The sequence below is a fragment of the uncultured Pseudoramibacter sp. genome (assembly GCF_903789625.1).
Taxonomy (GTDB): Bacteria; Bacillota; Clostridia; order Eubacteriales; family Eubacteriaceae; genus Pseudoramibacter; species Pseudoramibacter fermentans.
In genome coordinates, this window is sequence record NZ_CAIFFF010000002.1 from 182,670 (window position 1) to 197,220 (window position 14,551).

At 32.7% G+C, this 14,551-nt stretch carries 13 protein-coding genes; 1 reads left to right on the plus strand and 12 read right to left on the minus strand.

Going from position 1 to position 14,551, the window contains the following annotated elements:
* Positions 1 to 33 precede the first annotated feature (33 nt).
* Positions 34 to 465, plus strand: a complete 432-nt coding sequence (locus QZX60_RS02130; protein WP_295360808.1) for a GtrA family protein — start codon at positions 34 to 36, stop codon at positions 463 to 465.
* On the opposite strand, the gene QZX60_RS02135 is transcribed toward QZX60_RS02130, so the two are convergent.
* The 12 genes from QZX60_RS02135 to QZX60_RS02190 all read right to left on the minus strand — a co-directional run bounded on the left by QZX60_RS02135 (position 462) and on the right by QZX60_RS02190 (position 14,545).
* Entirely contained in the window at positions 462 to 1,400 is a 939-nt protein-coding gene (locus QZX60_RS02135; RefSeq protein WP_295360810.1) for a glycosyltransferase family 2 protein, read from the minus strand. The two genes, QZX60_RS02130 and QZX60_RS02135, sit on opposite strands and share 4 nt — an antisense overlap.
* Positions 1,401 to 1,477: 77 nt before the next feature.
* On the minus strand, positions 1,478 to 3,316 hold the full coding sequence (locus tag QZX60_RS02140; RefSeq protein WP_295360812.1) for a DUF6020 family protein: 1,839 nt from the start codon (positions 3,314 to 3,316) through the stop codon (positions 1,478 to 1,480).
* 131 nt (positions 3,317 to 3,447) lie between these two features.
* Positions 3,448 to 4,425: a glycosyltransferase family 2 protein gene (locus QZX60_RS02145; RefSeq protein ID WP_295360814.1), complete on the minus strand. Its 978-nt coding sequence runs from the start codon at positions 4,423 to 4,425 to the stop codon at positions 3,448 to 3,450.
* A 141-nt stretch (positions 4,426 to 4,566) separates the two neighbouring features.
* Positions 4,567 to 6,237 carry a glycosyltransferase family 39 protein gene (locus QZX60_RS02150; protein ID WP_295360816.1) on the minus strand — a complete coding sequence of 557 codons (1,671 nt, stop codon included), beginning with the start codon at positions 6,235 to 6,237 and terminating at the stop codon, positions 4,567 to 4,569.
* A gap of 635 nt (positions 6,238 to 6,872) precedes the next feature.
* Entirely contained in the window at positions 6,873 to 7,538 is a 666-nt protein-coding gene (locus QZX60_RS02155; RefSeq protein ID WP_295360818.1) for a CpsD/CapB family tyrosine-protein kinase, read from the minus strand.
* A gap of 1 nt (position 7,539) precedes the next feature.
* Complete coding sequence (locus QZX60_RS02160; protein ID WP_295360820.1) at positions 7,540 to 8,241, minus strand: hypothetical protein; 702 nt, start codon at positions 8,239 to 8,241, stop codon at positions 7,540 to 7,542.
* A gap of 8 nt (positions 8,242 to 8,249) precedes the next feature.
* Entirely contained in the window at positions 8,250 to 9,710 is a 1,461-nt protein-coding gene (locus QZX60_RS02165) for a flippase (RefSeq protein WP_295360821.1), read from the minus strand.
* A 21-nt stretch (positions 9,711 to 9,731) separates the two neighbouring features.
* Entirely contained in the window at positions 9,732 to 10,994 is a 1,263-nt protein-coding gene (locus QZX60_RS02170) for a hypothetical protein (protein WP_295360823.1), read from the minus strand.
* Between the two features lie 16 nt (positions 10,995 to 11,010).
* Positions 11,011 to 12,036: an NAD(P)-dependent oxidoreductase gene (locus tag QZX60_RS02175; RefSeq protein WP_295360825.1), complete on the minus strand. Its 1,026-nt coding sequence runs from the start codon at positions 12,034 to 12,036 to the stop codon at positions 11,011 to 11,013.
* Between the two features lie 11 nt (positions 12,037 to 12,047).
* Positions 12,048 to 12,971 carry a glycosyltransferase gene (locus QZX60_RS02180; RefSeq protein WP_295360827.1) on the minus strand — a complete coding sequence of 308 codons (924 nt, stop codon included), beginning with the start codon at positions 12,969 to 12,971 and terminating at the stop codon, positions 12,048 to 12,050.
* 12 nt (positions 12,972 to 12,983) lie between these two features.
* Complete coding sequence (locus tag QZX60_RS02185) at positions 12,984 to 13,703, minus strand: 2-C-methyl-D-erythritol 4-phosphate cytidylyltransferase (RefSeq protein ID WP_295360829.1); 720 nt, start codon at positions 13,701 to 13,703, stop codon at positions 12,984 to 12,986.
* A 20-nt stretch (positions 13,704 to 13,723) separates the two neighbouring features.
* A complete protein-coding gene (locus tag QZX60_RS02190) occupies positions 13,724 to 14,545 on the minus strand; it encodes a phosphorylcholine transferase LicD (protein WP_295360832.1) in 822 nt (273 codons plus the stop codon).
* Positions 14,546 to 14,551 lie beyond the last annotated feature (6 nt).

The window sequence follows — 14,551 nt, forward strand, 5'->3', positions numbered from 1 at the left end:
AAATAAGATCATTGTTTAAAAAGGAGAAATTAAATGAAAAGTATTAAGTCCCTCTATTTAAAATACAAAGAAATTATCAACTATTTAATTGTCGGCGTATTGACAACAGTTGTCAGCCTCGGTGTTTATTATATTTGCACTGTTACCTTTTTAGATCCAAAAAATGCTTTTCAATTGCAGGTGGCTAACGTCATTTCATGGATCTGTGCTGTTATTTTTGCTTATTTCACCAATCGTAAATACGTTTTTGAAAGCAAAAACCCCAATATCCTTAAAGAAGCTTCGGCTTTTTTCTTATCAAGAGTCGGAACACTATTGATGGATATGGGGGTAATGTTTATAGGCGTTACCGCCATTGGCGGGAACGACAAAATTGTCAAACTTATCTCTCAAGTCGTCGTGACCATCGGCAACTACGTTTTTAGTAAATTGTTTGTCTTCAAAAAAGGGCAGTCAAAAAATTAACGCAATTTGCTCTTTTTCTTTTCTTCAAGATCATTCAGAGTCATTTCAAATTGTCTGCGGCTGTCTTTGGCGCTGTTGGACAGCATAAGCCCCGTGAATAACGACATTAAAGAACCCATGGCAAGAAAACCCGAAACGATCAATGTTGGAAATCTCAATACTTCACCGGTTCTGAGATAAGCTCCGAAAACCGGGAAAAACAAAATCGCAGCAATGGCGACTAATATCAAGGCAATAATGCCAAAGAATCCAAAGGGTTTATAATTTTTATATAATTTTGCGATCGTTCCCAACACCCGGAAGCCATCGGAATAAGTGCTGAGTTTCGATTCTGATCCCTCCGGCCGATCCCGATATTCGATGATCTCATTTTCAATCTGCATATTGTGATCCACAGCGTGGATCGTCATTTCCGTTTCAATTTCAAAGCCTTCTGACAAAACGGGGAAAGATTTAACGAAGTTGTAACTGAAGGCACGCATCCCAGTCATAATGTCCTTAACATCACACTTGAATAAATGATTAATGCTATTTCTAACAATTGTATTGCCGAAATTGTGGAACGGTCGCTTGTTTTCTGTAAAATACGTCGAAGAGAGACGGTCGCCGACAACCATGTCAGCATTATGATGCAAAACCTTGTCCACCATTGCAGGTGCTGATTCCATCGGATAAGTATCATCACCGTCGATCATCACATAACATTCCGCGTCGATTTCTCTAAACATTCGACGAATAACATTTCCTTTACCCTGCTGATATTCATGACGGACAATCGCGCCTGCACTTTCTGCGATCTGAGCCGTTTCATCAGATGAATTGTTATCATAAACATAAATTTTAGCTTCTGGAAGAGCTCTTTTGGAGTCTTCTACTACTTTTTGAATCGTTTTTGATTCATTATAACACGGAATGAGTATTGCTATTTGGTCCATTTTTCTCCAATCTATTTATTTCTAATATTCAATTTATTAATTATATTGTTATTTTTCCAGAAAATAAATATCTGTTATTAAAACTCATTATTTTTTGTATCTTTTTCGACCACTCCTGGCGACAGCATTATCCCAATCCAGATTGGTGTACAAGCATAAACTGGGTATAAATACCTAAACAATACTACTGGCCCCAATAATAGAGTCAACCAAACAAATAACACAATTAGTGCAGGTAAAATATATTTATACCGCTTATTATAAATACACCAACTAATAATAAATAACATAATCCACACGCTTAATGCACCACTAAAGAGTTGTGAAATTACCGGTATTTTTTGATATACATTATATATTGAAATCACACGCAATCCCTTAGTTACTTTTTCCAAAAAATGAAATGTGCTACGCTGAAGTAGAAGAGGTTTACCTGGAAACGCCCAAGACGTCTGAGTACTGCTTAAATCATATTCCCAATACGGATGGAAAGCTGCTGGGTCTCGATAATTCATATCCGGATACCAGTTACCCACTGAAAGTCTGGCCCAAGCATCTAAATAATAGCCAGGATACTTCTCTCCCATCTTTATGTACAATTGAATAAATTCCTTGGGATTTTCTTTAAACGCCTTTGAATTAAATGTATTTTTTACAGAATCTGCAATTCCCTGTGATGTAATAGAATATTGCGTGCAATTTGGAACATATTTTTTTATTTCTCTCTTTTCACTTGCTGATAATTCAGTTCCAGTATGTATATATACTCTTGATAGCTGGACACAAGGGACGCTCATCATTTCATGGATCGAATCTATCTTCTTCACATGACAAGCCTTTGCTAAAGGTCCTTGATAAATTGCAAATAATACTAAAATACTGACAAATATGACACTCCAAACTTTTTTATACTTTTTCGAAAATACAATCAAGAGTATCGAAACCAACACCGTAATATAAATTCCCTGGCTTCTAAATACACTTTGAAAGAAAAATACAATAATTAATGCTATGATCCATTTAATACTCTTCAATTTTTGAGGATCTTCAATTGTATATAACAGCATTACCGTCAAATATACTACCATGGCAACATAGATAATATCCTTTGTCCCGGAAAAAGACATAATCATATTGCATGGTAAAACTGCCATTAACATAATGGTTATGATTCTAAATACTCTGCTGACATTTCTTTTGCGTAAATACAAACAGATATACGCAAAGGAAGACGATAAAATGAGCATCTGTATAATCGAATAAATAAAAAAGCCCTTTTCACAGCTTCCCAACAAATTTCCCAGCGTCCACGTGCAAAATCCCAACAAATAAGTGTGGATATATGGATGCGGTGATAGGATCTTTCCATTCATATACCAGTACAACTGATAAATACAATCATATCCGTATACTCCTGGATATGATGCTATTAATCCTAAAAACCATATTCCAAAAATAATTCCCCAGCATATAAGAAAATATTTTTTTGAATTTATTGTCTCAAATCGGTTCTCTGTTTCTATTCTAGTCTTTGGTCGAAAAGTCAATAATAAAATAATGATCGGAGTCCAAAATGGAATGCCGCATAAAAATTTAATCCAGGTTTTGATCTTTCCTATTTCTACTGTATCAAGAAGTAATATATTTCTCCCTGATACCATAAAAATAGAAAATATTAATCCCAAAACAATAGAGACAATTAATAATCTGATGTCTTTTTCTCTTTTTATTTTCTTTGTCGCTTTATTTATTAAAAATAATACGCCTATAAATACGACCAACGAATAGATGCTATTTGAAAACTCAAATAGTGAGTGATCGCTTTTTAGTGTACTATTGATAAACAGCAAGCTCGCAAAACCAAACAACAAATTTATAATATTAGAAAAATATTTATTGATGACAATCCTTTTCACAAAAATACCACTTTTTTTATATCAAACCATTATTTACAGAAAAACATTTTCAATCTAAATTAGTGTATCAACATAAACTGAATATAGATGCCAAATAGATTCTCTCTTTTATCTTTATTTCTTCATTATACCTACTTTATTCTTTTCACATTTTCAATATTACTTTCCGAAGCAATATAATGAGGCCTATTTTTCGTCTCCATATAAATTTTTGCGATATATTGTCCAATAATCCCCAAACAAAAAAGGATCAAGCCACTCATGAAAATGACAATACAAACCATAGATGCCCAGCCTTGAACGGGATCTCCTAGGGCCAGCTTTTTAACGATAATGACAATTAATGCAATCAATGAACCAATAGTTGAAAAGGCGCCAATATAAGATACCATGTCTAACGGTGCCTGAGAAAAATTGATAATTCCAGAAATAGCATATTTAAATAGTTTCCAGAAATTCCACTTCGTTTCTCCTGCAACACGTTCTACATTTTCATAAGGCATCCAATATGTTTTAAACCCAACCCATCCAAAAATTCCTTTGGAGAATCGATTATATTCTGACATCGAAACAATCGCATCAACCATTTCTCGTCTCATCAAGCGGAAATCTCTTGCGCCATCCACTACATCTGCATCAGAAACGCGGTTAATAATTTTATAGAATTTTCTAGCAAAATAGCTTCGAATTAGGGGCTCCCCTTTTCGATCTTCCCGTCTCGTCGCCACACTGTCATATTCACTATTTTCTAAAATATGAAGCATTTTAGGTAAAAGCGACGGCGGATCCTGCATGTCGGCATCCATCACCGCAACATAATCTCCCTTTGCATTGCAAAAACCGGCGTACATCGCAGATTCTTTCCCAAAATTTCTGGAAAATGAAATATATTTAACATGATCGTCACAAGAGGCAAACTTTTTGATACTTGCTAAAGTACTATCTTTTGATCCATCATTCACAAGGATCAGTTCATAGGAGCATTCTATTTTATTAAATACTTTTGTAATTTCTTCATAGAAAATTGGTAATGCTGCCTCCTCATTATAGCAGGGTACTATTACCGATATTTTAACAGACATTTTTGTTCTTCCCCCGTTTGTATACATTTTGATATCACTTAAAATACAAAGTACCTAAATTTACTTATATAAATAATCTATTTTTCTCAATACTTTTATAATTTTATTGGGTATATTAATTCAATTCATCTCTTTTTATAAATAACTATCTAAGAAATATCCTTAATATTATTTTTCTAAATAATATAATTTTTGTCCGCAATAATCATCAATTAATGAATCATGATTATAACCATTTTGCCTTTTTACTTCTTTTATTATATTGGATATGGACTCTTCATCTTCTCCATTGTGGAAACAGATCAATAGCTTCTGAGTTCTATCTCCTGATATTACGGTATCTAATCCTTTAGTGTTTCCACTATATATACAAGAATATTTAGCTTGAGTAAGATATTGCAAATGATTGACACTGCACCACCAATCTGCTGAACCACTATTTCCTTCATATATTACTAATGTCATATCCTGTTTATTTTTTTGAATTAATTCACTTACTCTTGGATAATTTCTATTATATAAAAACGTATTCTCAATATTATAAGTATTTTTACAAAATAGTAGTACAATCAAGAACAATATAACAAATGAAATTTTGGGAGTATATATTATTTTATTCCATAGAGACATAAATATATACACAAAGACAAGAGACGCGATTGGATAAAGTATCACTAAATATCGAGTTGCAATATATAAAGACGATTTAATTACAATTGCAAAAACCCCAATGATAATTATTATAGACGCAATAATTGCAAAATAACCAATTCTCAAATCTAGATTTTGAATGTTATTTTTCTTATTAATAAATAGCTTAGATTTTTTGTGTTTTTCTCTAACTATTATTAACAAATTAATCAGCAACAGTCCAAGTATAATCAAAAAAGTAACTTTTAGTCTATTTCCAAACAGATCAAACTTAATGATATTAATATAATCCTTAATTTTTAACCAGTATTCTAGTCGCGTTGCTTTTTGAAAATTTGAAATACCTTGTGTTCCTGTTTTTCCAAGCATTTGTGGTATCATTGCCGGAAAAGTTATAACAGACAAACCTAATACAAGAATATATCCTAAAATATATTCTAGACATAGCTTTGTTGATTTACTATCTATTATTAAATAAACCACTGTACATAAAGAAAGAAAAAACTGAAAAAAAATAAAATAATATTGAGTTAATATTCCACAATATCCCACTAACAATATCAAAATAAGATTTTTTATTGTTTTCTTTTCTAACAATACTAAATGGAGATAAAAAGAAATAATTCCCCACATGGTTAACATTGCATACATACGTATAAACAATACGTTATTGATATTACCCCAGGAAAATCCGAAAAAGATCAAAACTGCTGCGGTCATCCATCTATTTGAAAAAACCTTATTTGATGTTTTAGCAAGAAAAATTTGAGTAATAACAAAAAAAATAATATTTAGAATTATTCCTTGCCATTTATTTAAACTCGGACTTACAAAAATTGAACAAATAGTATGAAGTACAACGTAATAAAATGGAGGATGGACATCTTTTGATTGATTATAAAAAACTGATCGATATATAAATCTATGGTTATTAGTTACATTAACTCTTGTAATCCAAAACTTTGAATTTAGTACCTTGTTGATATTCGATTTCGAAACATGCCCTACGAAAGGCGAATAATAACTATTTGCTAAATTAAATGAGTAATTTTCATCTCCAAAGAACCCATCTTTCTGTATTGCAAAATGTACAACAGCAATAATCTGCACTACTATTATTAGGCAAAAAAATAAAACAAAAAATGTATTTTTATTGTCTTGTAAATATTTTTTAATATTTTTTTTCACAAATTAATTCCTTTTTATTCAGCGCTAATCTAAAAATATTAGAATTGATTTTTTATAAAGAATTCTTCTCTACTATATATACTACACTAAAAAGATATACAAACATTCCTCATTAAAGATATTCTAACATGATTTTTTAGATCTTAATAGATGAAAATTCATACAAAACCGAATCATCAATAAAATTATAAACAAAATCAAAAATTATACTTTTAGCCTCTATTTGTTGCACTGGTACATTTTACAAATATTACTAAAAGAATTTTTAATTAATGAAACTTCTATTATCTACCGAATGACTGCTCCATTCATTGAACTTGGCATTACAATTATGATTACGGAAATAATCAGGAAAATTTCTGTAATACAGAGAATTCTCCTCTAATTAAGTCAAATACATTGAAATAGTCAGTTTTCCTTGATTAAATTTTTGAAACTAAAAAATTAGTCAAAACCACCGGCTGAGCCGGTGGCTTTTTGATTATCCTCGTTCCTCTTGTCGAATCCTTTGCTAAAGCACTTCAATACAAAATTGGCAAAATCCAAAATGGGTTTTGCCAACAGAATTCATCTACTAAAGATTATATAATTAATCGGTCCAAACTACTCTTGTTTTTAAACTATCGTTTATCTCTTTATAGATTATTATCAAATGTTAATATACTTCCAATTACTGGATTATTGTTTTGTTTATATCCATATAGCAGCTTTTTTGTTGCTTGTCGTTCTACATCGAGTTTTCGAACAACTAGCAAAATGCCGTCTGCGCTTTCCGCGATTTGAAAGGCATCAGCGTATTCATCTGTTGAAGGTGTATCGATAATAATCCAATCGTAATCTAATTCCTGCATATCCTTCTTGAGAAATTCAAAATTAATAGTTTTTGAACTGTTTTCTTTTGATGATTGAATAACATCAAAATGATTTTTATATGTATAAATACATTGATCAATGGCAACTTGAGGATCCAAAAAATAATCATTTATTTTATTTTTTACCTGAAATTTTAGAATCAGTTCAAAAGCTGGATGATGTAAATTAGCTTCTACTAACAATACTTTCTGTCCCATCTCGCTCAATGTCAAAGCCATATTAATTGCTGTTGTTGTCATACCTTGTTTGCGTTTTGAAGCGCTTAACATAATAACGCTATTTCTTCTTTTTGAATCAAAGCAATTATTATTAAGTAAGCCTGTGCATAATTTTCGATATGATTCGCGATATCGAATATTATGTGTATTAATCAAAAGTGTTTCTTCAGCAGTTTTTGCCTTGTCCTTCCCTAATTTAAAAAAGCTCATTTTATCTCCTCTTTGAATCGATTGTTGGAATATTACCTAAAACCGGAATTTCAAGATTTTCTTCTATCTGCTGACTATTGCGATAACAACGGTTTGTAAAAATCCGGATTAGTATATAGCCTACACTCAAAACAAATCCCAAGGCAGCGCCAGCAACAGTGTATTTCTTTGTTGAAGAATGAACAGAAGTTTTTACAGTGTGGCCTGCTGTTTCAATGGACTCAATCATATGAAGATTATCCTTTGCAACTGTTGGTGCAGCCTCTTCAATAAGTTTTACCATCCGATTTGTTTTTTTTCGATTTCCATTATTATATTTGATCGCTAAAACATGTGTTAATGATCTGTCATTATCTTCGTCTTTAACATTAATGCTAATATCTTTCAAATCAGATTTTTTAATTGACTTTAAATTAATATTTTCTTCTTTATAATACTCTGGTGTTTGAAGTAACGCTTCAAGGCTATTAGCTATTGAACGCTTAGTAATATCTGGTTGTTCAGGGCCATATGGCATGTTGACAACAACGCTAACCGTTCCAGAATAAGAAGTTGCTCTTCTTGATCGACTTACCCCATATCCTGCTGCAGCAAACACAAGAATGCAAACTATAATTGGAAGCCAGTTATGAAAAATAATTTTCCAAATTGTTCGCGAATCAATTGACACCTCATCTACATATTGTTTGTTTATATTTTCCATTTTATTCCTCATCTCTCATATTTTATATGTAACTTATTTTTTATTATTCTAACTATTTCAATCATCAAAGGTTCTTTCGCAATAACAAGAACCAATGTGTACACGCCAAAAAACAAAACTACCGAAATAACTAATACAGCAAACGCATGAAAAGCAAAACGCTTAATCCACAAAGATGCCACTGCAGATAACCCCAATGCCAGTAAAACTTTTCCATAAGGTAGTTTTCTAAAAATCGGTGCAACTTCTTTCCGAAGAACGTGATATTGCACCACCAAAACTACAAACTCTGCAGCTAATGTGCCAATGGACGCTCCAGTCGATGCCAATCTTGGAATTAAAAGCATGTTAATTCCAAAATCCGTAACAGCCCCTGCAATCTCTGAATACAAGACGTATTTTTCTTTTCCCAAAGGAACAAGAATCTGCAGTCCCAAAATATTAGTTAATCCAATAAAAATGATCGTCGGCTGAATCCACTGCATTGGTAAAACCGCCCCGCCATAAGCTGGGCCGGATAAAAAGCGAATGCCCTCATTGGCAAACAGAATAAAATATAATGCTAAGGGACAAGCCACAATCAGTACAAAATCCAAAGCCTTCGATGAAAGTCTGCGTAAATCTGCCAAGTCTCCTTTTTCTACATAATAGGACGCCCGCGGCAAAAGAACAGCACCCAACGATGTTACAATGCTGACTAAAATCCCTTTAATTTTGACTGCTGCATTGTAATAACCTACATCTGTATCGGTCTTCATAAATCCGAGCATGACTGTATCCAAATTGGTATAGACCGTCGTTGCAATAGACATCGCGAAAAAAATCAACACTGGTTTCAAGTGCCGTTTTAATTGATACCCGCCAATGGGATGCATGTAGATGTGTTTACGTGCGTTGATAAAGTTCAGAATACTGGACGCCGAAGCCGCAAAAATCGAAATGGCTCCATAGATCAAATAATCGCTTTTCTGGTGAATAAACGCGAACATCGCAATTAAAGCGATGAACTTAAAAATAATCGACCTGACGGTAATATAAGTATATTCTTCTAATCCCCTATACATCCACTCAATGCCGATGCAAGTAAAAATAATATTGAGTGAGATGATCAGATATAACGTTCGATCACCTTGAAATCTCGGAACAAAGGCCAAAGTAAAAAATAATATTACATAGGCAACCACACTCATTATGAAATTAATAAATAACAATTCGTGTGTCACGCGGGTTAGCTCCATTTTATCGTCGCGGACTTGCGCGCAGCGGCGAACGCCGTATGTTGGAATGCCCAATTGTGCAAACATCGTAAAATACGTGATTACCGACGTCGCAAAAGATACTTTTCCTGTTCCGACTGGCAGTAAAATTCTGGAGACATACGGAAATGTAATGAGAGGAAATATAAATTGCGACATCGTCAAGATGGCATTCATGACGAAGTTTTTCTTAATTGATTTTTGTTTTGGCATAAAATAATAGATCCCTTGTAATTAACTGTTTCTATATTTGATTCGATAAATAAAAGGCCTGAGTACATATGGAGCAATAATTAGCCAAAAAGTATTATAGTAAACATTAATAATTAAATCATCTATAATCCCATGAAGCGCTAAAATTGAGCAGATCATTAACATATACCAATCTCTTTTTTTGTAGGTTTGATACATTGCAATAGTCATTAAAATAATAATTAATACTGTAAAAACCCATCCAAAATCCTGAAGAATTTGAATATACATACAATCAACATAATTATATACTCCATTTGTAGAAGTTAAATCACGTTTTCCTTTTTCATTTAAGCCATTTCCAGACATTTCAATAAATTCACCGAATGGCTTTACTCTATTTTCTTTTAACGAATTTTGTCCCAATTCTAGACGATCACCTAATGCAATGTTAACTTTTTTTTGTAAAGCGGAACTATCTGAATAAGATAGTGTTATTCCTAAACTGATAAATAGACATAAAACATATGAAAATATAAGAATTTTTGCGAAATGGACTCTCTTTCTTTTTTTTCGGCTTGGTTTCTTTTTTATTATTGATGCACGAATTTTAAATCCTATCACACAAATCATCATTAAGATAAATAATCCAAAAGCTAATCTTGACTGAGTAAAATAAAACATTAAAGAGTTAATCAAAGAAAGAAAGATTACTATTCGCCATTTCATGTTCTCCCTTTGAAGCCAAATTAGCAACGCCGAAACATTAAACAACAAAGTTGCAGGAAATAAAGAATACTTAAACCCAAGATAATATCGAATTCGATCACTTTTTTCAATATAGTTATCAATAATCCCCAAGACACTACTAAAAATAACCAAAAATAGAAGAATTCCCTCCAACTTTAGTGTAAATTCTACAATTTTTTTAAATTCAATATTTCTAGCAGAAAAACACAAAATCATCAGCCAAAAGAGGTGATTCATAATAATGTCGCTATTATGGGTATAATAGGTGATTCCCGACACTAATACAACAACAAAAGCAGCTACAAAACCTCTTAGAACAGTTTTTATATTATAGCACTCTTTAATCACAAGTAATAAAAGTGAAAAAAATAGAAACCATTTATAAAGACCATCTCCATATTGAATCGAGAAGAAAGAACAATGCCAAATCGAAGCAAATAGATATAAGCCATATGCAAAAAAGAAAATAAACTCATTATATTCAATTTGTTTTGTTCGAATTATAAATTGTTGCGGCTTTATCTGCATTTTAATATTCCACTTCCTTCTAATCATCTGTTATTTGTGGCTATTACTCTTTTTCGGTCATGCTAATGATTAGACGACGCAAAGATTCTTTTAGACCAACAGAAGCTTTCCATCCTAGTTTCCTTATTTTTTCTGTCGAAAGATTCATGTGTAATGTTGGCGCATAACCGTAAATTTTAGGATCTTTCTCTTTTATAACTACTTTAATAGAAGAATCTTTATCAAGTGCTGCAACCATTTGAGCCATTTCATAAATAGAGCAATATGATGATTCATTCGCAACATTATAAGCTTCTCCATTTTCCCCTTTTAACAAGACCGTAAAAATAGCTGTGGCTGCATCTGCTGTATATAAATAAGATCGTTTTGTTTTGCCTGCAGTATTTAAAACAATATCCTTATGTTCAATTTGACATCTTGCAAATTCTGCAAAAACACGACCATCATAATAATTTACCCCTGGTCCAAAAGTTTGTGTTAAGCGAACAATTCTAACAGGTAATTGATATTCACCACTATATGCAATACACAAATTTTCACACATTCTTTTGCTTTCAGGGTAGCAGGTCCGTACTTGTGTTGTATCCAAATTAGTCCCATGCGTTTCTGAAATTTTTTCATCTGTTTGAGGTGTTCCATACACTTCCATTGATGATAGATACACAAAACTTTCAACTGGATTAACTCTTGCAAATTCAAGAATATTTTTTGTACCCGTTATGGCAATGTCGATTGTTTCAACCGGATATTTAACAAATGATTTACTAGAAGTTTGACTTGCTGCGTGAACAATCAAATTGACGCCAAGGTTTTCAGATTTCAATTGGCAAATATCAGTAATTAAATAATGAAAATCAGATGTCTCTTCACCAAAAATTTTTTCCGCTTTTTTTAAATTTCTTACACACGCAATAACGTTAATTTTTTTTATATTTTTCTTATTATAATAAAGGAGGCTCTTTACTAATGTTTTCCCAATTAATCCAGTCGCACCTGTTATTAATACTGTTTTACCCGTAAGCTTGTCAAGATTGCAAAAATCAATAATATATTGAAAATCATTTTTCATCTATTATTCCCCTATTTTTCTGGTTGCCACCCTGGCTTATATATTGGATGAATACCAGCCCGATTATTAGCAGCATCTCGATAGGCCGCTTTTAATTCTTTCTTTAAAACGGGCGGATTCTTTGAAAAAATAGAAGCGTCCCGTAAATATCTTCGCCAATATCTAAAAAAATAATACCGCTTCGGAAAATTGTATTTTATCATAAGTAGGTCATTTCTTACTTTATAGTATCTGCCCCAATTGATTACCTTTCTATCAAAAGGCGGTGTATCATGATCAATAATAGCTGATGGAACGCAAAAAATTTTACCCTCTCTAGCAATTCGAATTGAATGTTCCTGATCATCACAATAGATAAAGAATTCTTTTCGATCGAGGCCAACCTTCTTTAAAACACTAGATTTTATCATAGCGCCAACATAGGAAAATATTTCTATCGGAAAAGCCTTTTTTTGATATTCTTCTGCTGTCGAAGGGAAGATTTTGACCTTCAGTTTAGTTTGTTTCATGTGATTTCGATGCCACTCATGGACTTTTCCTTGATTATAAACAGCGCAACATAAAGCGGCTATTTCATTTTGCTTTTCAGGAGTCAAACCCTGATAATAATCTTTTAGGTTTTTCAGCGCATTTCGTCTCGGATATGCATCATCATCTGAGACCCAAATCCAATCAGAAGATAATTTTAAAGCTTCTTGCATTCCAGCATAAAACCCACCTGCACCACCAGTATTAGAATCTAGATGAATTACATGTCTTTTTATTTCTGCAGGTTCAGCTTTCCATCGATCTAAATATTCTTTTGTCCCATCAGAACTACAATTATCCACAATTAATATAAAAGCTGGCTTGAAAATTTGAGCTTCATAATGCTGAATTGCAATTTTTAGTTTTTCTAATCTGTTAAAAGTAACAAGAACAATTCCAATATTCATCAAATTAATCTCCTATTCGAATATTTGTCGATTCTCCCTTGCATCTGATATTGCCCTGAATGTATAGAAATCTTCCGGTGTGGTGATTTTTATATTTTCATAACTGCCTTCCACAATGTATATTTCGCGCCCATAATCCCGCATTAATGTGCACGAGTCGATAGCATCCGTATAACCATCAGCAATTGCTTGTCTTTCAACCGCTAATATATCATTTAAAATAAAACTTTGGGGTGCTTTCGCAATCAAAGACTTTTCTCTTGGCACAACATCACCAACTTTTTTACCATCCTCACGTAAAATCACAGTTTCCTTTACCGGCGCACAAGTCACAGCAGACCCATTTTTTCTAACGCTCTGTATATTATTTGTAATAGTTTTTTCGTCAATTAAAGGGCGCACACCATCGTGGATTAATACAATGGTGTCATCTAAACCATAGACCTCTTTTGCCGCCTTTAAGCCACTATAGATTGACATCTGACCTGTTTCACCGCCAGGAACAATTTTTCCTATTTTATCTAAACGATATCGGTATGCCATTTCTTGCATATACGGTATCCAACTCTCAATGCAAGCAACAATAATTCCATCTATTTCAGAATGGTTCTGAAAATGCTCAATAGTATGCACAATGATCGGTTTGCCATGAATCATTAAAAATTGTTTTGGTCTGTCTTTTGTGTGCATTCTTTCGCCCGTACCGCCAGCAAAAATAACAGCAATATTCATTTTTATAAAGCTTCTTTCTATTATTTCGACCCTTTAATCCAAACATCCATATCATGAGTCTCTCTTTTATTTTCCGGAGGAAGTTTCATATAATTCCCGTAAAGGCCTGTTAAATAAGAATCCCAACACGACATAGATTTAAAAGTATGTTTTTCAAAGGTAACATCAACTTGCTTTTCAAACTCACCTTTGTTGACTCGTTCTCCTACTCCATAGAGACCCCATGTAATTGCACCGACATAGTTAGCTTTTTCGTAAGGTACCATCGCTGCAATTGTCCGAATTTTTTTTATACAAAGCTCAGGCGGATAAAATTTTCTTACAAATGCTAAATATAACGGTTTAAAAGTCTTTTTTAGAAAAGTCTTTCCTTCATTTGGCTTTGCTTTTGAACTTGACAAAAAATCGCGATATTTGCCAACTTCTCGATATATTTTTTTAACTTCGTTAATATCATCTGGAAGGCCATCATAAGGAAAAACATCGACCCAAAGATTAGAATTTTCTCCATCCTCAAGATATTTACGTTTATAGACGGTTCGCTTATCAAATATTTTCATAAATGGGAAATCAAAATTACCATCTTCAAAGCACGCCATTGATAAATAATCAGGTAATTCATTTGCTTCATGGTAAAGCTGAATAAATTTTTGATAATCAGGTCTAGGCATTCCTACATCAATATCATCATCCCATGGAATAAAACCGTGATGACGAATTGCCCCTAATAGTGTTCCACCCGTAAGATACACTTTTAAATGATGCTTGTCACAAAATTTTTGAAATTGAATTAATATATTAAGTTCTACTTCTTGTATTTCTTTTCGTGTCAACTTTTTCATTTATAT

Excerpts from the sequence above, each read along its gene's own strand:
- QZX60_RS02165 (WP_295360821.1), bottom strand. The coding sequence starts at position 9,710 with ATGCCAAAACAAAAATCAATTAAGAAAAACTTCGTCATGAATGCCATC.
- QZX60_RS02190 (WP_295360832.1), bottom strand. The coding sequence starts at position 14,545 with ATGAAAAAGTTGACACGAAAAGAAATACAAGAAGTAGAACTTAATATA.
- QZX60_RS02135 (WP_295360810.1), bottom strand. The coding sequence starts at position 1,400 with ATGGACCAAATAGCAATACTCATTCCGTGTTATAATGAATCAAAAACG.
- QZX60_RS02180 (WP_295360827.1), bottom strand. The coding sequence starts at position 12,971 with ATGAATATTGGAATTGTTCTTGTTACTTTTAACAGATTAGAAAAACTA.
- QZX60_RS02185 (WP_295360829.1), bottom strand. The coding sequence starts at position 13,703 with ATGAATATTGCTGTTATTTTTGCTGGCGGTACGGGCGAAAGAATGCAC.
- QZX60_RS02175 (WP_295360825.1), bottom strand. The coding sequence starts at position 12,036 with ATGAAAAATGATTTTCAATATATTATTGATTTTTGCAATCTTGACAAG.
- QZX60_RS02145 (WP_295360814.1), bottom strand. The coding sequence starts at position 4,425 with ATGTATACAAACGGGGGAAGAACAAAAATGTCTGTTAAAATATCGGTA.
- QZX60_RS02130 (WP_295360808.1), top strand. The coding sequence starts at position 34 with ATGAAAAGTATTAAGTCCCTCTATTTAAAATACAAAGAAATTATCAAC.
- QZX60_RS02170 (WP_295360823.1), bottom strand. The coding sequence starts at position 10,994 with ATGATTAGAAGGAAGTGGAATATTAAAATGCAGATAAAGCCGCAACAA.
- QZX60_RS02155 (WP_295360818.1), bottom strand. The coding sequence starts at position 7,538 with ATGAGCTTTTTTAAATTAGGGAAGGACAAGGCAAAAACTGCTGAAGAA.
- QZX60_RS02160 (WP_295360820.1), bottom strand. The coding sequence starts at position 8,241 with ATGGAAAATATAAACAAACAATATGTAGATGAGGTGTCAATTGATTCG.